22 protein-coding genes are annotated in these 22,495 nt (G+C 38.3%); 13 read left to right on the top strand and 9 right to left on the bottom strand.

Annotation, left to right across the window (positions count from 1 at the left end; all coding sequences use genetic code 11):
* Positions 1-2 precede the first annotated feature (2 nt).
* Positions 3-1,481, bottom strand: coding sequence for a discoidin domain-containing protein (locus tag CH362_RS08425; protein ID WP_100709922.1), 1,479 nt, complete (start codon positions 1,479-1,481; stop codon positions 3-5).
* Between the two features lie 179 nt (positions 1,482-1,660).
* Between CH362_RS08425 and CH362_RS08420 the strand changes: the two genes are divergently transcribed.
* Positions 1,661-2,092, top strand: a complete 432-nt coding sequence (locus CH362_RS08420; protein ID WP_100710238.1) for an Rrf2 family transcriptional regulator — start codon at positions 1,661-1,663, stop codon at positions 2,090-2,092.
* Positions 2,093-2,224: 132 nt separating this feature from the next.
* On the top strand, positions 2,225-3,226 hold the full coding sequence (locus CH362_RS08415; protein WP_100709921.1) for an alpha/beta hydrolase: 1,002 nt from the start codon (positions 2,225-2,227) through the stop codon (positions 3,224-3,226).
* Between the two features lie 19 nt (positions 3,227-3,245).
* On the opposite strand, the gene CH362_RS08410 is transcribed toward CH362_RS08415, so the two are convergent.
* The gene (locus CH362_RS08410) at positions 3,246-4,145 is read right to left on the bottom strand and encodes a LysR family transcriptional regulator (RefSeq protein ID WP_100709920.1); all 900 of its coding nucleotides are present in this window, start codon (positions 4,143-4,145) and stop codon (positions 3,246-3,248) included.
* Positions 4,146-4,237: 92 nt separating this feature from the next.
* Here CH362_RS08410 and leuC point away from each other — a divergent pair, with 92 nt between their 5' ends.
* The 3 genes from leuC to CH362_RS08395 all read left to right on the top strand — a co-directional run bounded on the left by leuC (position 4,238) and on the right by CH362_RS08395 (position 7,310).
* On the top strand, positions 4,238-5,641 hold the full coding sequence (gene leuC / locus CH362_RS08405; RefSeq protein ID WP_100709919.1) for a 3-isopropylmalate dehydratase large subunit: 1,404 nt from the start codon (positions 4,238-4,240) through the stop codon (positions 5,639-5,641).
* Positions 5,638-6,264, top strand: coding sequence for a 3-isopropylmalate dehydratase small subunit (gene leuD / locus CH362_RS08400; RefSeq protein WP_100709918.1), 627 nt, complete (start codon positions 5,638-5,640; stop codon positions 6,262-6,264). Before leuC ends, leuD begins: the two co-directional genes overlap by 4 nt.
* Before the next feature lie 128 nt (positions 6,265-6,392).
* Positions 6,393-7,310, top strand: a complete 918-nt coding sequence (locus tag CH362_RS08395; RefSeq protein WP_100709917.1) for a lysophospholipid acyltransferase family protein — start codon at positions 6,393-6,395, stop codon at positions 7,308-7,310.
* A gap of 56 nt (positions 7,311-7,366) precedes the next feature.
* Here CH362_RS08395 and CH362_RS08390 read toward each other — a convergent pair whose 3' ends face one another.
* The 3 genes from CH362_RS08390 to CH362_RS08375 form a co-directional block, all read right to left on the bottom strand.
* Positions 7,367-7,636 carry a hypothetical protein gene (locus CH362_RS08390; RefSeq protein WP_100709916.1) on the bottom strand — a complete coding sequence of 90 codons (270 nt, stop codon included), beginning with the start codon at positions 7,634-7,636 and terminating at the stop codon, positions 7,367-7,369.
* A gap of 144 nt (positions 7,637-7,780) precedes the next feature.
* Positions 7,781-8,587 (bottom strand): enoyl-CoA hydratase-related protein, encoded by an 807-nt coding sequence (locus CH362_RS08385; protein WP_208859562.1) that lies wholly within the window; start codon positions 8,585-8,587, stop codon positions 7,781-7,783.
* A gap of 696 nt (positions 8,588-9,283) precedes the next feature.
* Positions 9,284-10,696, bottom strand: a complete 1,413-nt coding sequence (locus CH362_RS08375; protein ID WP_100709913.1) for an OmpP1/FadL family transporter — start codon at positions 10,694-10,696, stop codon at positions 9,284-9,286.
* A 273-nt stretch (positions 10,697-10,969) separates the two neighbouring features.
* Between CH362_RS08375 and epsC the strand changes: the two genes are divergently transcribed.
* Complete coding sequence (gene epsC, locus CH362_RS08370) at positions 10,970-11,866, top strand: serine O-acetyltransferase EpsC (protein WP_100709912.1); 897 nt, start codon at positions 10,970-10,972, stop codon at positions 11,864-11,866.
* Positions 11,867-11,901: 35 nt separating this feature from the next.
* Here the strand turns inward: epsC and CH362_RS08365 are convergent, their stop codons facing one another.
* Positions 11,902-13,614, bottom strand: a complete 1,713-nt coding sequence (locus CH362_RS08365; RefSeq protein ID WP_100709911.1) for a family 2A encapsulin nanocompartment cargo protein cysteine desulfurase — start codon at positions 13,612-13,614, stop codon at positions 11,902-11,904.
* Positions 13,601-14,542, bottom strand: a complete 942-nt coding sequence (locus CH362_RS08360; protein WP_100709910.1) for a family 2A encapsulin nanocompartment shell protein — start codon at positions 14,540-14,542, stop codon at positions 13,601-13,603. Before CH362_RS08360 ends, CH362_RS08365 begins: the two co-directional genes overlap by 14 nt.
* 445 nt (positions 14,543-14,987) lie before the next feature.
* Between CH362_RS08360 and CH362_RS08355 the strand changes: the two genes are divergently transcribed.
* Positions 14,988-16,292 carry a COG3014 family protein gene (locus tag CH362_RS08355; protein ID WP_100709909.1) on the top strand — a complete coding sequence of 435 codons (1,305 nt, stop codon included), beginning with the start codon at positions 14,988-14,990 and terminating at the stop codon, positions 16,290-16,292.
* Here the strand turns inward: CH362_RS08355 and CH362_RS08350 are convergent.
* On the bottom strand, positions 16,289-16,852 hold the full coding sequence (locus CH362_RS08350; protein ID WP_100709908.1) for a penicillin-binding protein activator LpoB: 564 nt from the start codon (positions 16,850-16,852) through the stop codon (positions 16,289-16,291). The two genes, CH362_RS08355 and CH362_RS08350, sit on opposite strands and share 4 nt — an antisense overlap.
* Before the next feature lie 105 nt (positions 16,853-16,957).
* Here CH362_RS08350 and CH362_RS08345 point away from each other — a divergent pair, with 105 nt between their 5' ends.
* Both CH362_RS08345 and CH362_RS08340 read left to right on the top strand, forming a co-directional pair.
* Positions 16,958-17,797, top strand: a complete 840-nt coding sequence (locus CH362_RS08345) for an AraC family transcriptional regulator (protein WP_100709907.1) — start codon at positions 16,958-16,960, stop codon at positions 17,795-17,797.
* A 77-nt stretch (positions 17,798-17,874) separates the two neighbouring features.
* Positions 17,875-18,432: a YbhB/YbcL family Raf kinase inhibitor-like protein gene (locus CH362_RS08340; protein ID WP_100709906.1), complete on the top strand. Its 558-nt coding sequence runs from the start codon at positions 17,875-17,877 to the stop codon at positions 18,430-18,432.
* A gap of 82 nt (positions 18,433-18,514) precedes the next feature.
* Here CH362_RS08340 and CH362_RS08335 read toward each other — a convergent pair whose 3' ends face one another.
* Complete coding sequence (locus CH362_RS08335; RefSeq protein WP_100709905.1) at positions 18,515-18,760, bottom strand: hypothetical protein; 246 nt, start codon at positions 18,758-18,760, stop codon at positions 18,515-18,517.
* 439 nt (positions 18,761-19,199) lie between these two features.
* Between CH362_RS08335 and CH362_RS08330 the strand changes: the two genes are divergently transcribed.
* From CH362_RS08330 to CH362_RS08315, 4 genes are read left to right on the top strand one after another with little or no spacing between them, the layout of a single operon-like run.
* A complete protein-coding gene (locus CH362_RS08330) occupies positions 19,200-19,961 on the top strand; it encodes a class I SAM-dependent methyltransferase (RefSeq protein WP_244280528.1) in 762 nt (253 codons plus the stop codon).
* A 43-nt stretch (positions 19,962-20,004) separates the two neighbouring features.
* Positions 20,005-20,796 carry a hydroxyethylthiazole kinase gene (thiM, locus tag CH362_RS08325; RefSeq protein WP_100709903.1) on the top strand — a complete coding sequence of 264 codons (792 nt, stop codon included), beginning with the start codon at positions 20,005-20,007 and terminating at the stop codon, positions 20,794-20,796.
* Positions 20,793-21,674, top strand: a complete 882-nt coding sequence (locus tag CH362_RS08320; protein WP_100709902.1) for an NmrA family NAD(P)-binding protein — start codon at positions 20,793-20,795, stop codon at positions 21,672-21,674. The genes thiM and CH362_RS08320 overlap by 4 nt, the downstream gene beginning before the upstream one ends.
* Positions 21,671-22,489 (top strand): sulfurtransferase, encoded by an 819-nt coding sequence (locus CH362_RS08315; RefSeq protein ID WP_100709901.1) that lies wholly within the window; start codon positions 21,671-21,673, stop codon positions 22,487-22,489. Before CH362_RS08320 ends, CH362_RS08315 begins: the two co-directional genes overlap by 4 nt.
* Positions 22,490-22,495: the final 6 nt, after the last annotated feature.

Genomic DNA, 22,495 nt, shown 5'->3' with positions numbered 1-22,495 from the left:
ATTTATTCCTGAACCAATTCTAAAGTAGAAAACTGGAAAACTTTACCAGGGTTTTCATTCTTTATATAAAGTTTATTTCCTGATTTACGAAGAAGTATCTGTTCTTGGAAAATTTTCTCCCCATTTTCGGAATCCTGGCTATTATTACAGTCTCTTCCGCAACCATTGCAGTCTCCTCCGTAATAATCTTCGTTATATTCTTTTTGGGTCATCTTTCGAACAAGTCCAAAGATACGAAGTTTTAAACCATCAGGTTTGGCTTCTTTTACTTCATAATTTCCTAATGCAAAGAAACTTTTATTAATTTGGCTATCTCCATCTGCTTCGGTTGTATTTCCTTCGAAGAAAAGACTTCCATCAGATCTCAAACGTAATGTCCAGTTAGAAGATATAAGACCTGTTTCTGGACTAGGCTCTTCTCCTGTGGTTCCTTCAGTGGCAGCTTCCGCGGATTGTTGAGCAGGCTGTTCCAAGTTTGTATTTGTAGATATTGGAGCATTTCCAGTATATTCTCCTCCAACATAACTCCAATTCAGAACATTATCAATATTAGCCGCAGAAAATTGGAAAAAGTTATTCTTTGCAATCTTCTTCACTTGTTCCATTGGGTTCGGTAAGATCCAATCATCTCCGTCAGAAAAACGGATCTCGCTGATAACGAGTCCTTTATAATCTTTTCCTGTATAAATAGAATCTACTTTAAGTTTTAATTTTTTACCTTCGAAAGTTTTAGAGAATTGGATTGTTTGAGGACCCATGATATCCCCTACTTCTATCTTTTCTTCGAAACCATTATCTCCAGTAAGAGTTGCCACTTTTAATCTTCCGTTTGTCTGGCAATGTCTATCAGATCTTTGGTAACCATTCCAGATCTTGATGGACTTGATCTTTTGTGTTTCCTTAAAATCAAAATCCAGCACTACTCCTGGACCTTTTTTATCGGAAGCCCAAGCATATTCATATCTAGAATCGAATAAGTTCATTACATCATAGGAAAGATTTGGCTTAGCAGTTTCGGATGCAGTTACAGAAGCTTCTACAACTTTTGGTCCCTTCCATTTCATCTTGGAACCTTTGTCATCATAAAAGTTTACCTTTTGGACACAAAGATTTGCGTTTCTATGAAAGTTAAAAGTGACTGAACGAGTACTTTTAGGTGCATCAAAAGTAACTGCGGCAGTGGATCCAGTGGATAATTCTTGACTATATTCATCAAAGTTAATATAGGCAGTGATCGGGTCTGAGAAATCCCCGTTACAGGATTCTACTTCTATCTTGGATAATAAGAAGGTCTCATCCGGATAAAAGTGAAGTTTTACAAATTTGGCGCCCTCTTCCGGTCTCCATTTTTTTCCGTCTAGGATCTCGAATGGAAGCCCGCTATCCATGGAAGTGGCCGTGATCATGGAAACAGGCAATTTTTTACCACAATGAAAAAAGAACAATGCCCCTAATAATAGAGTCGAATATTTGGCGAACATAGGAATGCCTCCGAGAAATTGCAGAAATCAGAAATATATTTCTTAAACCAGCGGAAAACGAAAAAATAGACTGCAATTTGTTTTTTATTCCAGGTTTGGAGAGTTCCTAGATATTTCGATCGTCTGAAAATATGATTGGCGAATCCGCAAGATCGTCCATTATCAACTACGGGGGAAAGATGTCGATTCCAAGCAGATATTCTATAGCGATCCATATTCTTTCCTTGATCGACAGGGATGGAGAAGAAGCCAGTTCCTCTCAAATTATGGCGGATAGTATTGGTACAAATCCAGTTGTAGTCCGAAACATCCTGGGAAAATTAAAAAAGGCGGGTCTTGTAGCATCTAAACAAGGTGTGGCAGGAGCAAAACTTGCTAAATCTCCTGAGGAGATCCAACTTTTACAGATCTATAAGGCCGTGGAAACAGAAGGCCCTCTATTCTCTATCCATGATAAGCCGAACCCTAAATGTCCTGTGGGTAAAAAGATACAAACTACTTTGACAGGAATTTTTCAAGAAGCACAATCTGCTCTCGAGGCAAAGCTAGGTGAGTTCCATCTTTCTGATGTGCTCTTCCAATTGGATTCTGAAAAGAAAAAGAGAGCATGAGCGGCGTTAACTAAAGAAGAACCCGGTCTAAATCCTCATATTTCTTCCAACAAAAATCCTTGCCTCAAAATAAAGGGTTCCTAATATTCTTTTCGTCGCTCATTTCAATCCGCAAAATAATTGGAGAGAAGGATGAAAAAAATATTCAAACGGGTTTCGATTGGCCTAGGTGCTGTGCTTATCGCCTATTTGGGGATCTATTACGCTACATTTCCCAAATATGAATTTCACCCAAAGGCGGACTTAACTCAAAGTTTTGATTCGTTCTATAAAACTAAATTAGAAGAGACCAAATCACTTCACGGTAGACCAGGCTCAGAAGAAAAACTGATCCGTTATTCTCCAGGTAAAACAGAATATGCAATTCTTTACATACATGGTTTCGGCGCGTCCCGCGCAGAAGGAGAAGAAACTGTAGATAAAATTTCTGCGTCTCTTAAGGCGAATACTTACTACTTACGACTTCCTGGTCACGGAACCAATAATGAAGATCATAGAGACACTCCTTTTACCGAATACTTGCGTGTAGCAGAAGAAAGTCTATTAATGATGGATAAATTAGGAAATCAAACTATACTTATGGGAACCAGTATGGGTGGTTTAATCTCAGTTTATCTGGCAGGAAAATATCCAGATAAGATCAAGGATCTGGTATTATTCTCTCCATTCTTTGATTTTGCAGTTCCTCTAGCTAAAATATTCTTTTATCCGGGTGGAATGACATTTGGAGAAACAGTCCAAGGAAAGATAAGAAAATCCCCTCCAAAAACACCCGAAGATGGACTTGGAGAACATTATTATGAGCATTGGTATAAGGATCAGTATTTAGGTGCGATCCAACATGTAAGTAATGCGACCAAATTTGTTCTTAGCCAGAATAGTTTCGAAAAGATCAAGGTCCCTACTCTATTAGTATATTATTATAAAGATAAGGATCACCAAGATAAGACTGCAAGCGTTCCTGCGATGCTAAAAGGTTTTGATAAAATTGGTGGAGATACTCCTAACCCACTCAATACAAAGGCTCAAATTGAAGAAGGAAGCCATGTTCTAACTTCTAAACATGTATTCTCTGATAAAGAGAAGGTCCAAAAAGAAGTTTTGGACTTCTTACATAAAACCGGAGTAAAATAAGATTATAACCTTCTTCCTTTCAAAGGGAAGAAGGTCCTCTCTCAGATTCCCATTCCTTCGCGGATCTTAAAATTTCCTCAGCAAGTAAAGCGAGCCCTGGTCCGGATTTTTTGCGATAACAAAGATAAAATTTCCTTTCAGTATTCCATTCTTCGAATTTTATTTTTTTGAGTTTTTGGCTGATTGAATATTCAGACAAAAATCCAATTCCAAGTCCAGCTTCTAAAGATTTGATAACTGATTCTACACTCCTAAGTTCCATTGCGATCTTAGGACCGAATTCTTTAGAGAAAGATTTGATCTTCTTCTCCACAGCTTTTCTAAGAGCAGAACCCGGATGGAATAATACATATGATTGTTTTTTTAGATCCTCTATTCTAATTTTCTTTTTTAGAAAAAGAGGATGATCCTTGGAAGCCACGGGAAAGATCTGATCCGAAAGGAATTCCAGAACATTCAAACTTGGTTCTGAAATAGGGCCAGTTAAAATTCCAAGATCTACTTCTCCATTTAAAACTGCGTCCTTGGTCTCCTGAGCATCTCCTTCTCTTACGGAAAGGGAAAGTCCCGGTCTTTTTTTCAGGATCTTTTTTAAGATCTGAGGTAAGATCCAAGCTGAAACTGTTCCACCAGCTGAAATAGAATAATTCCCTTTTAGTTCATTTTCTTTTGAAAAACCATCTTGTATCTCTTCCCATAATTCTTTCATTCGGATCGAATACTGGTAAAATCTTTCTCCCTCATGGGTAAGTCGAACTGACCTTCCCCCTCTTTCCAAAACACTAACACCTAATTCTTTTTCCAAAAGATAGATCTGTCTGGAGAGTGCCGGCTGAGTTAATCCTAAACGAGAAGCCGCCTTTTGGAATGTGCCTGATTCTGAAATTTCCAGAAAATAAACGATTTGTCTGAATTCCATAAGAACATATAACTTTTAGTTATATATTTCATAAAACCAATTTATTTGCATTATATCAGTAAATTTGATACCTTCTTTAACAAGAGGGAAATATGGGACAAACTTTATACGACAAAATTTGGGAAAACCATCGTATCTCAGAGAATTCGGACTCAGAATCCATTTTGTATGTGGACCGTCATATTCTTCATGAAGTGACTTCTGCTCAGGCATTCGAAGGCTTAAGAACAAAAAATAGAAATGTCAGAAGAACAGATCTTACCTTCGGAGTTGTGGATCATAATGTTTCGACAAGAGATCGTAAGAATAGAGATGCAGCAGGACCAATCTCCAGATTGCAGATAGACACAATGGAAAAAAATTGTAAGGACTTTGGAGTTCGTTTATTTGGACCGGAAGATCCTGAACAAGGGATCGTACATGTATTGGGTCCAGAGTTAGGATTCACCATCCCAGGCTCAGTCATTGTATGCGGTGATTCTCATACTGCAACTCATGGAGCATTCGGCGCATTGGCATTCGGGATCGGAACAAGTGAAGTGGAACATGTACTTGCTACCCAAACTTTAAAACAGGCAAAAACAAAATCAATGTTGGTACGTTTTATTGGGAAACCAGGTTTTGGTATCACTGCAAAAGACATCGTCTTAGAATTAATCTCCAAAATTGGAACCTCGGGTGGAAGAGGATTCACAATGGAATATACAGGAGAATGGATAAATTCTCTTTCCATGGAAGGAAGAATGACTATCTGTAATATGAGCATCGAAGCTGGAGCAAGAGCAAGCTTAATTGCACCTGATCAAATCACATTCGATTATTTGAAAGATAGAAAATTAATCCCGAAAGGAGAAAGTTTTGAGCAAGCAGTAAAATATTGGAAAACATTCTTTTCAGATAAAGACGCGGTCTACGACAAGATTATCGAATTAGATATTTCTAAAATAGAACCTCAGGTCACTTGGGGAACAAATCCATCTCAATCTTTATCAATCGAAGGAGTAATCCCTAATCCAGAAGAATTCGAGGATAAAAGAACAAAAGAAACTGCCTGGAATGCATTGGAATATATGGGTTTAAAACCAGGAACCCCAATCTCAGAAATCAAAATTGATAAAGTATTCATAGGTTCTTGTACAAATTCCAGGATAGAAGACTTGAGATCCGCAGCGGAAGTTGCCAAAGGAAAAAAAGTCCATCCTGGAGTCCAGGCATTGGTTGTTCCTGGTTCTGGATCGGTAAAACGTCAGGCGGAATCAGAAGGTTTAGATAAAATTTTCAAGGAAGCGGGATTCGAATGGAGAGAGCCTGGTTGTTCTCTTTGCCTTGCGATGAACGACGATGTATTAAAACCGGGAGAAAGATGCGCTTCTACTTCTAACCGTAACTTTGAAGGAAGGCAAGGCAGAGGCGGAAGGACTCATTTAGTTAGCCCTTCTATGGCTGCGGCTGCTGCGGTAACCGGAAAATTTTCAGATGTGAGGAAATTTGTATGAGCTCAAAAATTTGGACAATACACACAGGAGTTCCAATCTCTATTCCAAGAGAGGATATTGATACAGACCAAATACTTCCTAAACAATTCATGAAATTGATAGATAAGAAAGGTTTCGGAAAACATCTATTTCATGATTGGAGATATTCTGATTTAGAAGGGAATATTCCAAATCCTGAATTCATTTTGAATAAAGAAGGATTTAAAAACGCGAGTGTCCTTGTTGCTGGAAAAAATTTCGGCTGTGGTTCGAGTAGAGAACATGCGCCTTGGGCTCTTGCAGATTTTGGATTTAGAGCAATCTTGGCTCCTTCTTTTGCAGATATATTCTCTATCAATTCTGCAAAGAATGGGATTGCGCTAGTTCGTTTGAAAGAAGAGGAAATATCTTTTCTAAATGAATGGGTTTCTAAAAATCCTGGATCACAAATTCGGATCAATTTGGAAAATTTGGAAGTGCAAGCGGGAGATAAAACCTTCTTCTTTCATTTGGATTCTGCTTCTGTAAATCGGATCCGAGAAGGTTTGGATGATATTGATATCACTCTGAAAAATGCAAAAGAGATCCTGGATTTCGAACAGAAACGAAAAGCAGAAAAACCGTTTTTGGAAGTACATAGGTGACCTTCTTCCAAAAATTTTTGTCCCGGTGCTCTGCACAATAGATCTTAAAAAAACCTTTTATTAGCTGGAAAAGAATTCGGGGAAAATTAATATGTTCGTCATTCTTTCGCTTCTAAAAGGAACCTAGAGTGAGTTTAACAGAATCCATTCATGATAAGATCACAACACCTATAGTCAAAATCCCTGATTCGTCGCTGAAAACAGGGATCTACGACTTAACCAAGGAAGAACTGGGACAAAGGATCGAACTAAGAGAAGGAGTGAGCCTTAGATATATCACTCCTCCTGATCGCAAAAGATGGCTTTTAGATAGGATCTTATTCGGTTCCGATCTTACATTCTTATACGGATATTTCCGCCAAATTATAATCGCTAGGCAGAATGTTCTAAAGGGAAAATTTTTCGATCCTCGTTGGATAGAATTATCAGGTGGGATCTTGGAATTGATCGAAGGTTGCCAAGGAAAATTCCAAATAGAAAATTTAGAAAATGTAGTCTCTCCTAAAGGGCCAGTGGTTTTTGCGGGAAACCACATGAGTGTTCTCGAAACTTTCGTATTCTCCTATTTTTTAGTTCCTCATAGAAGACTTACCTATGTAGTTAAAGAAAGTTTAATAAAGGGTTATTTCGGCCCTATCATGAGAAGCAGAGACCCTATCGCAGTAGGACGGGACAATCCAAGAGAAGACCTAGTCAAGGTATTGGAAGAAGGTACAAATCTTCTCAAAAAAGGAATTTCTATAGTAGTATTCCCTCAAAGCACAAGGACCAGAACTTTTAATCCTGCTGAATTCAATTCAATCGCGGTCAAACTTGCTTCCAGAGCCGGAGTTCCAGTGGTTCCTTTTGCTATCAAAACTGATTTCTGGGAGAATGGTAAGATCTGGAAAGATTTAGGCAGTCTTTATAGAGACAGAAAGATCCATATGAAGTTCGGCCCTCAGATAGATACTAAAGATTCCAAAAAGGCTCAGCAAACACTTTTGAATTATGTATTAACTAATTTAAAAGAATGGAATGTAGAAATTCTTTCCGAACAAAAATAAAATGAAAGCGCGGATCAAACTATCGCTGATCCGCTTTTTGAATATGGGGAGAAGGTTTAGTAACCTCCCCCGCCTCCTCCTCCACTTCCCCCGCCATAACCACAAGCGGCAACGGCTAATAGATATTGGGAAGAACATGCAGTGTTTCCATATCCTGGGTTTTCGTTAGAGCAGGTTAAATATAATGCAGCTGCAGCATTACAATTTTTCTTATCACTCTTATCATTTCCACCGGTTCCGTATAGATCGTTATACGTATTACAATTTACAAAACCGAGTGAAGCTAGGACCAATAATAAAACTAAAATCCTTTTTTTAGTTCGCATAAACATTCTCCATATTATGGCAGTTAATTTTTTCTAAGAATATCTGATTCATAAGGAACCGCAATGGTTTTAGGATTAGATCATCATTCTTCGGAACCAACAATACAATTTTGGAAATAGGGAATATTCTGAACTGGTTTTATTTTATCGAAACCAAAAACGGTCCCCATCTAAGAAACGTTTTACACCTTCTTTGGTGCTTTTGCTTTCCATTACTGGAAAAGTATTTCTGGCTTCTATAGTTAAGGCTTGTTGCAAAGGAAGATTCCAACCTTCTAAAGCAGAGTTTAGATCTGCAAACATTGCATCTCTAGGTTGCTTGCAAAGTTGAGTTGCATAAGAAAATGCTCTTTCTAAACCTTTTCCCTTTTTTACAAGTTCCCAAACTAAGCCTAGTTGATAAGCCCTCTCCGCACGGATCCTTTGTCCAGTGAGTATCAATGGTAATGCAGATCCCCATCCAAGTAATCTTGGAAGATACACAGTCCCTCCATCTACGAGAGGAACTCCCCATCTTCTACAAGCAACTGAGAAGATTGCCTGTGGTTCAGCAATACGGATATGTCCATGACAAAATAATTCTAAACCACCAGCATATGTATAACCATGAGACACAGTGATTACTGGTTTTTTCTGAACAATCCGTGAACCTCCCAAGGGACCAGGATCATTCTTAGCATATTCTTCTCTTTCTTCCTGATTTAGATACAGATTCGCCATTTTATCCAAACCGGAAAGATCTGCTCCGGAACAAAATGCCTTATCTCCTGCCCCATGCAAAACAGCTACTGTAAGTTCTGGATCTCTTTGGAAAGTTTTCCAAGCTTCTAGAAAAAGATCTGCCATCTCCTTATTCACTGCATTGTGAACCTCAGGACGATTCATAGTGATCTGGAAAATTTTACCTCCTGGCACTTCGTGAATATTTGTAATTAATGGAAGTTCTGACATGCCAACATAAAGAACTAGATCTATAATACAGGAAGAACTTTTTGATAATACGAAAACTTACGTTTTTGAAGGAATTACGATCCTTTAGAAGGTTCTTAATTCTATTTAAGGATTAAATATCCGTTTTCATTCGATTTCTTCTAATTCGGTCAAATTTCGATTTTTGGAATATTCTATTTATTTTCGAAATAAGCCGAATCAGGTTGCTCCTTGATCCAAAAAGATCTACACTTAAGGAATGGATAATAGAAGCCAGAGATCGGACCAAAAGTACCGAATGAAGACCCAACCGGGTGGCGTCGTGATTCATTCACGAGCGCAGCCCCAGAAGCCAATCAAGTATAGAGCAGGAAAACCGGAAGAGGAAGAAATCGCCTCCTTTTGGGTATTTTATCTTTTCCTATTTATAGGATCGTTAATACCAATCGTAGGAGTATTCCCTGCGTTCATCCTGTTCTCGTTTGCGAAAAATAAGTTTTTTAAATTTCTACCACTTGTTTTGAGTTTAGTAACCACCAGTTATGCTCTATACATAAGAGCACACTCAGGTTCTGTATTCCAGCAGCTTAGAAATCTCGTCTACTAAGTCGAAAAACTTATAGGGACTTAAATTCTTCTTTCGAAAGAATCAATAAGCCCTAAACTAATTTACCTTTCTTTAAAAGCCGGCAAAACCGGCTCTATTGACCTATCATATCAATCAAAAGATTTTACAGCTCCAATACTAAATGATGGAATTGCTGCTCTTGCATTATAAGAATAACCTGTTAAATTCGCGTTACCCACACTTCCTACTGCATGAGAAAGATCCCAATCGGTTCCCTTTCCACCTTCTATCGTTTTTCTTGGAATATTATAACTTGCCGCTATATCTAAACTCCAACTATCGAATAAATAGCTGAAACCTGCAGAAACAACATCCGTAAGAGAGAAAAATCCACCGGTTGTTCCACCCAAAGCATTACTTTTTACTAATGGAGAATTATAAGAATATCCTCCCCTCAGTATCCAAGAAGGAGAAGCCTTATACTCAATTCCTAAAATGACCGCCCATTGGTCCCTGAAATTCAAATGTGCATCTGCAGAACCTGTTTTTCCGAGTGGAGTTGGAAGCCATGGATCTTCTAAGGTTTGGTTTGCTTTTCTTAAATATGAACCGTAATTTGTATATACGAAGTCTAATGCGAATTTTAGATTCTCAGGTCCGAACGCAAAACCCAATACATGTTTTTCAGGAAGGTCGAAGTTATAAGAAACCCCTGTTTTACGATAGTAATTCGGATCGTTTGTTCCAACAGTATATCCACCATTCAATGGAATTCCTACATGTGATTGGTACGCGTATGCGATACGGAAAGAATCTGAAAATGAATAATTAGCTCCTAAAATTCCGCCTACAGCGAATGCATTTTTAGAACTTTCATAATAATAACCCTGGCCAGGGATCTCAATATTACCAGTAGCATCATAATATTTTTGATTTAATTTTTGGGTTCCATAAGCAAGTTCAACACTTCCACCCAAAGATAAATTCCCAAACTTGACTGAGAGCCCATTTACTAATTTGAAAACTGCAAATGTATTCGAATTAGACTCTTTGATCTGTTTTGAATTCCCAAGAGGCCCAGGTAAATTGACATCTGCCCATTGGTTTACCGATTCTCCAGTTGGAGTATTTCTTGTGATCTTATCCACTCCTCCGGAAGCTCCCCCCGGAACATAGAATGTAACCCCGTAATTGATAGTTTCAGTAACCGGTAGTTTAAAAGCGATATAAGGACCAGGGCCAACCACGTTAGTCGACTTATCATTCTCATATACAAGTTCTGGATTTGGGTCTTGGAATCTGTCCCTATATCTGTTTTGGATGAGAGAAGCACCCAAACCGAATTCCAATTTTTTACCTTTGACCAAGGACAAGTTCGCCGGATTCAAAGCAACATCCACTGGAGAACCACCGAGTGCATAACCCGCACCAGCAAGACCCAGATATCTGGAATTGATCGCGTTGAAGTATAATCCATCCACCGCCAAAACTTCTCCGCTACCAAAAACGAATAATAATATTATAAAAACCGAATACTTACTTCGGACAAAACCTCTCTGCATTTATGTTCCTCCCCAGAACCCTGAATAACAAAAGTCTCTGAAGAAGTTCCGTCATAGCACGCAAAAATTCCAATAAAACGAATTAAAATATCCAAAAGAGATGAATATATTAAGCAAACGTCTCACATTATTAAACTAATATAAGAGTATTATGCAATTAAAGCAGAATTAAATTTAATATATTAAAATAATTCTGGATTTTAAAGAAATAGAGTCAGAATATATCTATTATAGCAGATCAACTTTTATCAAAAATCTGTTAGGAGAATATTCATGGGACTCCAAGAAACAAACGGCAAATCCAAAATAGAACCAGGCTTGGAAGATACCTACCTTAACTTCTTAGATTCTATATTCAAAAAACAGAATGAAGATCCTCATCGTTACGGAGGTAGACAGGTCGCTGGACAATTCATCCAAGAGTTATTTGATATTCTTTTTGCAGGATTTTTCTCCGACCTAAATTTTAGAGATCAAACTCAAGTAGAAGATAGTATCTCCCGTTTTCTATTAGATGCGAAGAAGAAGTTACAACCTTATTTAGTAGGATCCAACGGTCCAGAGATCAATTGGGTTCTTTCAGAATTCAAAAAAGAATTACCATTACTTTATGATCTAATATGGAAAGATGCAATCGCTGCGTATGAAGGAGATCCTGCTGCAGAAAGTGTGAAAGAAGTTATACTCGCCTACTCAGGTTTTTATGCGATTGCAGTTCATAGAGTTGCACATGTATTACATCGTTTGAGAATTCCAATTTTTCCAAGGATGTTAAGTGAATATGCTCATGAAAAAACTGGGATAGATATACATCCCGGAGCAAAGATCGGAAAATCATTCTTTATGGATCATGGGACAGGGATCGTGATTGGTGGAACTTCTGAAATTGCAGATAATGTCAAAATTTACCAAGGTGTTACATTAGGAGCACTCTCTGTCAGTAAAGATTTGGCGAGTATCAAGAGACATCCTACGATTGAAGAGAATACAATTATCTATGCGGGAGCCACAATATTAGGCGGAGATACTGTGATCGGTAGGAATAGTATTATAGGAGGAAACACCTGGGTTACTCAAAGTGTTCCTCCTTATTCGGTTGTGTATCAGAAAAATGAGATCAGGGTCAGAAATTCCAAAGAACTGGACAATGTGATCGATTTTTCTATCTGAAGAATATTCGCTGGAAACGAATCTGTATCCGACCCTCAAAGAGGGCCGGAAGTCCTTCCACCTTTTAGATCATAAAGTGCTCGGATCAAAGCATCTATATCTTCGCAGGTATTATAAAATGCTAAAGAAGGTCTGACAGTACTTTCTAATCCGAATCTTCTTAAAATAGGTTGAGCACAATGGTGTCCTGATCTGACTGCAATTCCTTCTTGCGCTAAATATCTTCCTACGTCTTCTGTTTTAAAACCTTCTAACACGAAAGATAATACTCCAGCCTTATCAGGAGCAGTTCCGATCATTTTTAGGCCAGGAATTTTTTTAAGCTCCTTGGTCCCATATTCCAAAAGAGAATGTTCATATTCTGCGATGCGGATCATTCCAAATTTGTTTAGATAATCGATAGCCGCACCCAATCCTACTGCATCAGCGATATTACCAGTGCCTGCTTCGAAACGAAAAGGAGCAGGTTGATAAACTGTTCTTTCGAAAGTTACATCTTGGATCATATTTCCCCCGCCTTGCCAAGGAGTCATTTGGTCCAAAATTTCCTTCTTACCGAAAAGGACACCTATTCCAGTTGGAGCAAATACCTTATGACCGGAGAACACGTAAAAATCACAATCCAAAGCTTGTACATCTACTGGCATATGAGACACTGCTTGCGCACCATCTAATAATACTTTGGCTCCTTGTTTATGAGCCAGTTCTATCATTGTTTCAGCTGGTGTAACAGTTCCTAACGCATTTGAGACTTGTGTAAATGCAACTATACGAGTCTTAGGTGTTAGTAATCTTTGGTACTCACTTAAGATAATTTGTCCTGTTTCATCTACAGGAATGACTTTTAGTTTGGCTCCCTTCTCAGAGCATAACATCTGCCAAGGAACAATATTAGCATGATGTTCTAACCAAGAGATGAGTATCTCATCGTCTTTTCCGACATTCTGCCTTCCCCATGTTTGGGCCACAAGATTGATTGCTTCAGTAGCACCTCTAACAAATACGATCTCGTCGGTCGAAGAAGAATTTAGAAAACCTTGTACCTTCTCCCTTGCAGCCTCGTACGCGTCAGTCGCTCTTGCTGCGAGAGTATGAGCTCCCCTGTGGATATTGGAATTCTCATGTTTGTAAAAGTAGGAAAGTCTATCAATTACTGCCTGAGGTTTATGAGTGGTTGCTGCATTGTCCAACCAAACTAAATTCTTTCCGTTTACCTTCTCTTCTAAAATTGGAAAATCTTTTCTGGCATAACTCAGATCAAAATTTCCAGAAGAAATATCTACTGAAGGAACTAAACTTGGACTAAAACTAAATGGATCAGAAATTTGAATATTCTGTGCTTTTGAATCAAAAGATCTAAATTCATCCAAAAAAGAAAATGGAGAATTCTGCCCAGGTAAACCTTGCCCGGAACCAGGAACATTCAATCCTCCGGGAAATGTTGGAACTCCTACACCAGACAACCCCAAATCCGGAACACGAGTATATCCTGCTCCGGATGTAGAAGTCCAAGAATTATCTACAGAAGAAGATTCTGCCTGAGAAATAATTCCTTGGCTATTCGCCGGGATTTCATTTGGAATTTTGGAAGAAGAAAGGACCAATTCATCCACATTAGACCCGCTTGATAGAGGTCCAAAAAATTTCTTAGACCATTCTGCAATCAAGTTAGGATCTACAGGAGGAGAAACATCCCTCAAATTCGAAAATTCTCCGGGAATCTCCGGAGAAAAATCACTTGTACTCATAATAATTGCCTACATCCACGTTTTCTAAAACCGCGATTGCATCGTCGGTTAGAACAGCAGCAGAGCAATAAAGAGAGATCAAATAAGAACCGATTGCAGAACGATTGATTCCCATAAAACGAACAGAAAGTCCAGGAGTTTGTTCACCAGGTAATCCGGGCTGGTATAATCCGATCACACCTTGTTTCTTTTCGCCCACTCTCAAAAGAAGAATGTTGGTTGTCCCACCAGGAGCCTTAGGTGCAGTCTCTCCCCCTACTAAAAGTTTATCAGTAGGAATGATAGGTAGTCCTCTCCAAGTTAAGAATTGTGCTCCGAAAAGAGATACAGTAGCAGGTGGAACTCCCCTGCGAGTACATTCTCTACCAAAAGCAGCCACTGCTAAAGGATGGGCTAAGAAGAAAGAAGGTTCTTTCCATACTTTAGAAATGAGCTCGTCCAGATCATCTGGTGTAGGAGCTCCTTTTCTAGTCTGTATCCTTTGTTTTTTAGGAACATTCTTCAGTAGTCCATAATCTTCGTTATTGATTAGTTCGTTCTCTTGGCGCTCTTTTACACTTTCGATAGTAAGTCTAAGTTGTTCTTGGATCTGATCGTGAGGATTACTGAATAAGTCAGAAACTCTAGTATGAACATCCAAAACTGTGGATATTGCACTTAATGTATATTCTCTAGGTTTTTCTTCGTAATCTACGAAAGTTTCAGGAAGAGGTTGTTCGTCCTTCTGTCCACAAAGAACTTCTACAGAAGTATTGTCCTTTACTCTGTTCACTCTTAAGGTTCCGGATTCTAAAGGTTTCCAATCTAATAAGCGAACTAACCAACGCGGTGTGATTAAATCATACTGTGCATTTGTTTTAGTTGTATTTGCTAGCTTACGGGCTGCGTTATCTCCCAAAGAATGTTGCGGAATGCTGTTTTCAGCCATATTAAAACTCCTGATTAGCTGAATGTTTCGATCCCTTTTATTTATTTATCGTTTTAAACGAATAATAGGATTCAGATGTCGAATATGCTCTGTTTAATATATTTTAATCTTTTATAAGTATATTAAACAAATTAAATGTACTAAGATAGATCGAAACATTCGTTCCTGTTGGTATTCGATAAGTAACAAAATTGGGAAATACTTTTTTATTCTTTTGGGAAATTAATAAAAATAGAAGAAGAGTGATGAAATCATAAAGAGCAAAGTACAATAAAACGAAAATAAATTTCCAAACGATAAAATGAATCCATTTAGATGGATATTTCGGACAGTTTATTCTATAAAATGTGCCTCATTTCCGCAAAAGAAATCGTGAAAATAAAAGTTTTCCAAATGTTTTTTGGTTCCCAACTAACATTCTTACTTTATTACTCCTAACTACCCTATGGCGAAAAATTCCCGGAAATTAGGCTACGTTTTTCTTCTATCTCTATCTTTATGCGTTTCCTGCTCTTCCCTATTAAAAAGAGAAGATTACGCTCTATCTAAAAAAGAATGGTCCAAAGGAAATCCTAAATCTGCCTTAGCTAGTTTTCCTTCGGGAGAAAGAGGAACATTTATAACTGTTCTCGAAAAGGCCATCTTAGGACTTTTCACTCCAGAAAAAGATATTTCCAGATTACAAGACATAGCAGAAGAAAATAAGGCAAGACTTAGATTCAGTGCAAGCAGAGAATTACGTTCCTTCTTCTATTCTGAAACTCCTGAAGGTTATTATGCATCAGAAGCAGAAGTAATCTTTCTTCATATACTTTTAGGATTTTATTATGCTAAAAAAGAACAATACGAAGAAGCTTTAGTAGAAGCAAGATATGCTTCTAACTTATTAAACGGAGAATGGAGTGCAGAAGGACAATTTGATGATCCTAACTTAAGGATATTACTAGCTTCTCTTTGGACTGCATGTGGAGATTGGCAAGAAGCTAAAATAGATTTGAGAGCTGCCTTAAGACTTTCTCCGAAATCTGTCTGGCTTAGACAATATGCATACTTGGAGCAGGCTCCCAAAAATATCTTTTTGGTTTTGGGAGGTCCTGGACCAGAACCTTTTATGGATCCTGAAACAAATTTAAATTTTGTAAGAGGACTTAGAAAGTTAGGCTTTCAATTTAAAGGTGAAAGAAGTGAACTTTCTTGGGTCGATCTAGAAGGAATTCAGGATAAATTATATTTAAGTCCTTCTACCCAAAATTGGTATCAAAGGCATTTAGATCGAGATAATTCTATCCATGAGATCATAGACGATTCTAAATATTTTCAGTTAGTTACACTTAGTACTACTAAGCAGGCATCTATCTTAGCGGCAAAAGTTACCGGAAGTATCCTGACAGGAGCTGCTATCGTAGCTTTAGGAGCAGGGATCACATATTTGGGTGCCCAAGCACATTCATCTGAGATTGGTGGAGCTGGAATCCTTATCGCAATATCAGGGTTCCAATTAGCAGGACGAATGATACAAAGTTCTATTAAAACTTCTAAAAAGGAATTTTCAGAAGATATAGATATTTCATCCAATTACAGATATGTTCGTTTTTTACCCGAGTATCTTTGGTTTGGAACTTCCAAAAGTAATTTACGATTTCCTAAAATAAAAGATAAACAAACCGGAAAAGAAATTTTACAAGTGCAAACATTTGGTAAAATTCCGGTCACTTTAGGTTTTTACCCGGATATAAAACCGGAAGATTAAAGTCCGTAACCTTCCGTATCACTTATTTTCAGGAATTTTTTGTCTGTCTGCCAGACAATCTCATTCGATTCTACACTTATTAAACGAAGAGTGATAAGAATGTATTGTATCTTCTTTCCTCTTTCGTAATTAACTAGATCATTCAATTCTCCGCTCAAACGATAACTTGGGGATTTTAATTTCCCAAAATCCAGTTTATTATCGGAAGAAGTGATCCCTGATTTATTCAAACTGATCTCGTCTAAAGATGCTTTTCTTTGAGAAGTATCCACAAATGGGATCTTATTAGAGGTTAAATTTGTAACGATCTCATTGGCTAGAATTTTAGTGTCGATATGTTCTGAAGTATTGTTTTTGAATTTTTGGAGTTCTATATAACCCTTAACTGAGTCTTTTTTATAAAAATCAGAAAGTGAAACGCTCATATTTTGAACAGTTTCTCTGACTTCTCTCACTCCCCATTGTTTTGTGCCTTCAGCTAGGTTTGGGTCCCGATATTCTACGCTTGCGCAATAATAAAAACTTAATATGATAAATATAGGAAGAAGATAGAATTTCATATATGAGTTAAACAATACCCCTACCTAAAAATCCGAAAAGCAAAAAACAAAAATCTTGCCAATCCCTTTGAAATAGTCAGTCTAACACAAAACCTGAGAAAACCTATGAAACGTTCCATTATATCCAGAGAAGGGGTCGGACTCTCGGCCACAGTGATCCAAAAAAGAGAATTATACCTTTCCAGAGTAGTGACCGATCTACCCACACTTGTATTCGTAAAAAAAGGGATCAAAAGTATTAAACAAAATGATCTAGAGTTAGATATTAAATCTGGGGAAGCTGTAGCGATCGCAGGAGGACAAGCGTTCGATGTAATCAATCGGCCTGATGCAGGAGAATTTGAGGCTTCTTGGATTGCTTTTCATCCGAATGTGATCCGAAATTATAAGCCGATCACCCAGGATCTAAAAGATATAGAGCAAGCATTCATTTTTTCTAATATAAGTTCCGGATTTTCGGATGCATTCCGCTTGGCAAGAGAATCCATAACTACTGATAAATTGATCTCTGATCAAGTTGCGATCCATAGAGCGACAGAAATTTTGATCTGGTTAGGAGAATATGGTAGAAAGTTTAAGGTACCTTCTACTGATAATATCTCCCAAAAGGTTCGATCCTTCTTGAGTGCGGATCCTGCTAAAGATTGGTCTGCGATCGAAATTGCAGATCGTTTAGAAATGAGTGAAGCTACTTTGAGAAGAAGACTTTCTTCTGAACTTTCTTCTTTTTCAGAAATATTGATCGATGTCAGAATGTCATTCGCCCTTTCCCTATTGCAGGCAACGGATAGAACCATAGGAGAGATCGCAAGGGAGGCAGGATACGATTCAGCTTCCAGATTTGCAGTCCGTTTCAGGGACAGATTCGGATATTCTCCTACTATGTTAAGAAGAGAAGCCAGTCGTGATCGGAACGGAACAATACTTGATCGGGTGCGGACATAAGGTCACTTTTTTCATAAATTTGGAATGCATACTTAAACTTCTGTGTTATTCTGCAGCGCTAAGAACTCGGAGGTTTTATGAAGAGATCAATATCGTTTCAGAACGGTATATTACTTTGTGTTTTATTCTTTGCCGGATCCGCTTTTGCTGGGGACCTAAAGGTCACTAGCTCCGCCCTCAAAGAAGGAGGAACAATCACCAACACTCATGTGTTTTCTGGATTCGGATGTTCGGGAGAAAATAATTCTCCAGACTTACAATGGTCAGGCGCTCCTAAAGAAACAAAGTTTTTTGCTGTGACTGCATATGATCCGGATGCTCCTACCGGAAGTGGATGGTGGCATTGGACAGTGATCAATATTCCTGCTACCGTTACAAGTCTTCCTGCTAAGGCCGGAAATGATAAAGGACCTCTTCCTGCAGGTGCGATCCAAGGCAGAACTGATTTTGGTAAACCAGGATATGGTGGACCTTGCCCTCCTAAAGGAGACAAACCTCATCGTTATATCTTCAAGGTATTTGCTTTAAAGGATAAAATAGACTTAGATGGCGAAGCTTCTGGAGCGTTAGTTGGTTTTTATATCAATTCTCTTAAACTTGCAGAAGGAAAATTGACCGCAAAATACGGAAGATAAAAATTTCTCCGAAGTCGGCTAAACCCGGCTTCGGATTTTATACATCATTTGTTATTATTAAAAAATATAAATATTCGGAAAATTATTCCGCGTTCAATAGTGTAAGCGCGATCTCTTTAGAACAATCGTACGCTTCTATATCTAAAACGAAATCGTCGCCAGAAGTAATATTGGTTAAGATCTCTGTCCCACTACTTCTCAATTCACCAGTGATAACATGATCCAATTGCATGTATTCTACATTACCAATTCCGAATGTATATCCGTTCTCTGTGAGTATGATCATTTTGTTCGACTTCTCATTGATGCCGGCAATCCTTCCTTTCATTATTCCTCCCTAATGAAACTAGATAAAAGTAGTTATAAAAATAGACGTATCTTATAAAAAATCCCTACACTATGTCTTACCATTTCAAAAAAATTTGCAAAAAATATTAAGTTAAATGTTGAGTTGCCGACCAAAGGTCATAGTCTCTTGAGTAATGGATCCGTTATTCATCACAATACAGAATATCATAACGTGTCACAAAAGCATAACGTTATGCGTGCTTAATTAAGATACACTAAGCCTGATTCCTTTCGACTAGGTTTGGCTCCTTTCAGCCTTCTTCTTTCTTCATACAAAATCATAAAAAAAGTTTGACTCATTCTCCTTTCCAAGCATCTTCTGTTATATTATGATATAATTCAATATGTTGGATATACTGCAAAATATATTAGCGGACCCTTCAGATAAGGGAAATTTGGTCTGGAATCAAGAAAAACGAGTGGCCCATAACCCTCGACTTGGTTTGGACTACCCTTTTCAAAATGGCTTCTTCCATTTAACCAAACAAAACGCCATTCAAAGTGTTGATGCCGGCACAGAAGCACGTTATGAAGGTTTGGCAGAATGGTATGATTCCGTAATGCAGGACCAAAACGATCGAGGGGACTTAGCTAACTCAGCGTATTCTATTTTACGGTCATTATTAGGCAAAGGAGAAGGGATCGCGTTGGATATTGGATGTGGCACTGGGCTTGCTGCAGATATCACCAAAGAATTGGGATATGAACCTATCGGTGTGGATCTTTCCCAAGACCAATTGAGGATCGCAGCCAAAAGACTTCCTGTAGTTTTGGGTGATTCAGCAGAACTTCCTATCTCGGATAATTCTATCCAACTCGCCTATAGCACTTTTACAACTACGGATTGGGAAAATTTGGAAAGATCCGCCAAAGAAATTTTCAGAGTTTTATCATCTGGAGGAAGATACATAGATATCGGGGTTCATCCTTGCTTTTACGGAGCTTATTCAGAACCTCTTTCTCAAGGTGAAATTATTCAAAAACCGGGTTATAATAAATCCCAATTCGTAGAACCCAATCTTTTGAAAGGAACGGTAAGAAGTAAAGTGGGAGCCTGGCATAGACCCGTATCGGATGTGATCAATACTTTCCTCTCTGCTGGTTTTAAATTGGTAAAAGTAGTAGAAGGTGGACAAGGAGATCTTCCCCAACTTCTGGCGCTAAGCCTATTAAAAGAATAGATAGAAATAATTTTAAGTTTTTATTATATTAGGAGAATAAAATATGACAACCGCTTCTTTAACACAAAAAACCTGGCCTTCTCCCGACGTGGTCTCAGACCTAGCCGAAGTCCGTAAACATGCACCTCTAACTCATGTGCTTACTAATATTGTAGTCACAAACTGGACAGCGAATGTTCTTCTGGCTGCAGGAGCTTCTCCTGCTATGGTCATAGCGGAAGAAGAAGTTTCTGATTTTGCGGGAATTGCAGGCGGAGTACTTATCAATGTAGGAACTATAAATAGTTTTGATGCAAAGGCAATTAAAGCCGCTGCGATCGCTGCGCAAAAAGCTAGAACACCTTGGGTTTTAGATCCAGTTGCAGTAGGAGCTCTTAGATACAGGACCGAAATCGCAAAAGATCTTTTACAGCACAAACCAACCGTGATCAGAGGAAATGCTTCAGAGATCTTGGCTCTTGCTGGTGCAGTAGGCGGAGGAAAAGGTGTAGATTCTACTGCAGCTTCTTCTGATGCAGTACCTCTTGCAAAAGAATTGGCAATCAGCACAGGTGCAGTAATTGCAATTAGCGGAGAAGTAGATTATATCACTGACGGAAAAGAGACCATCGCAGTTCCAGGAGGTCATATCTTAATGACCAAGGTCACAGGAGTTGGATGTTCCTTAGGAGCATTGATTGCTTCCTTCTTAGGTGTTCAAAAAGATCCATTACGTGCTGCAGTTTCTGCATCTGCTATTTTTGCGATTGCAGGTTCCAGGGCAGCAGAAAGATCATCAGGCACTGGAAGTTTCGCCGTGGCATTTCTAGACGAACTAAGTAATATTTCCGCATGAGTATCACTGTCGCAGTTCCTACAGGAAATATAGGAAAATTTCTTCTACCAAAACTTTTGGAGTCAGGCAAAGATGTAACTGTACTAACCAGAAGTCCTCAGAAATTGGATCCAATAATTAGAGAAAGAGTGATCATCCAACAAGGAGCATTAGAAGATGAGAACTTTATCTTAGAAGCCACCAAAGGAACAGAAGCACTGTACTGGTTAAATCCAGGTAATAAAAAAGCAGAGGATGTTCACGGATGGTATCGTCTCTATGGAAAAAGTGTTTCTAATGCAGTCCGAAAGAATAAAATACCATTCGTAGTAAATATTTCCACGATTATTCCAGAAGTAGTAGAAGCTGGAGTAGCAGATGGAATTGTACATGTCGAAGAATATCTGAACGAAACAGATGCAAATGTGGTTCATCTTCGTCCCGGCTTCTTTTTGGAAAATCTTCTTCCTCAGATTTCTGAACTGAAATCTAAAGGAACAATTACCTTCCCTATTCCTCCGGATAGAGAAGTCGCATTCATTGCCACTTCGGATATTGCAGATGTCGCAGCAGATTATCTTTTAAATAAGAATTGGAAAGGTAAGAAGATCCACGTTTTACACGGAGGAGAAGACCTGACATTTGAGGCCGCTGTGAAAAGTTTAAGTAGCGCCGTCGGATCTACATTAAAATATAATTATATAAGTCTGGAAAACTTTTATGAAGATTTAGTTACTAAAGGGGTGACAAAGGCTGCCGCAGAAGGTTATACTGATATCTACCGTTCCATGCATCTTCCTAGAGAAGTGGAAGGAATACGAAGTTCTGAGACTACTACTCCTACAACAGTAGGACTTTGGGGGAAAAGGGTCTTAAAACCTAAATTGGATTCTTTATGATTGTTAGTTCAGATTGGCTTTTTGCGCATTTAGATGATCCTAATATCAGGATTGTAGATATACGCGGAAGAGTAGAACATACTGAACCAAGATACCATGCTGAACCGGAACTTTACGATAAAAGCCATATTCCAGGTGCAGTTTTTATAGATTGGACAAAGGATATAGTAGATCTTAATGATCCGATTCCAGTAAATATAGCACCTCCTGAAAAATTTTCAGAATTGATGTCTACATTAGGGATTTCTAATGATACTATCGTGGTTGCTTACGATGATCATAATAGAATGTTCTCCAGTCGTCTAGCCTGGGCTCTAAGATATTACGGACATACAGATGGAAGGATCCTGGATGGAGGTTTTACAGGTTGGGTCAAAGAAGGAAAACCCGTTGATTCTATTATTCATACATACGAAAAAAAAGATTTTATCGCTATTCCCAACCCTGAACTAAAAAGAAATGCAGACGAAGTGGAATTCAGATCTTCGGATACTCTTTTATTAGATGGTAGACGTCCTGAAGTATTTGCAAAAGGTTTTATTCCGGGTGCGATCAATGTGCCGCATACAAGTCTAACGAATCCAGAAACTGGTAAATTTCTCTCTAAAGAAGAGTTAAAAGTTTCCTTTAAGAATGTTGGAGTAGATACAGATTCTCCTCCAGAAAAAATCATCTGTTATTGCAATGGAGGAGTTTCTGCGACTGTTGTAATTACAGCTCTTGGAATTTTAGGAATAGAGAATATTCCAGTCTATGACGGTTCTTGGAATGAATGGGGAAAGGACGAAAAACGCCCCAAATCCCAACTCATCTGATTATCC

This window comes from Leptospira saintgironsiae (assembly GCF_002811765.1).
GTDB classification, from domain to species: Bacteria; Spirochaetota; Leptospiria; order Leptospirales; family Leptospiraceae; genus Leptospira_B; species Leptospira_B saintgironsiae.
The sequence above is the reverse complement of the archived record's forward strand: the minus strand, read 5'-3'. Positions and strand labels throughout refer to the sequence as shown.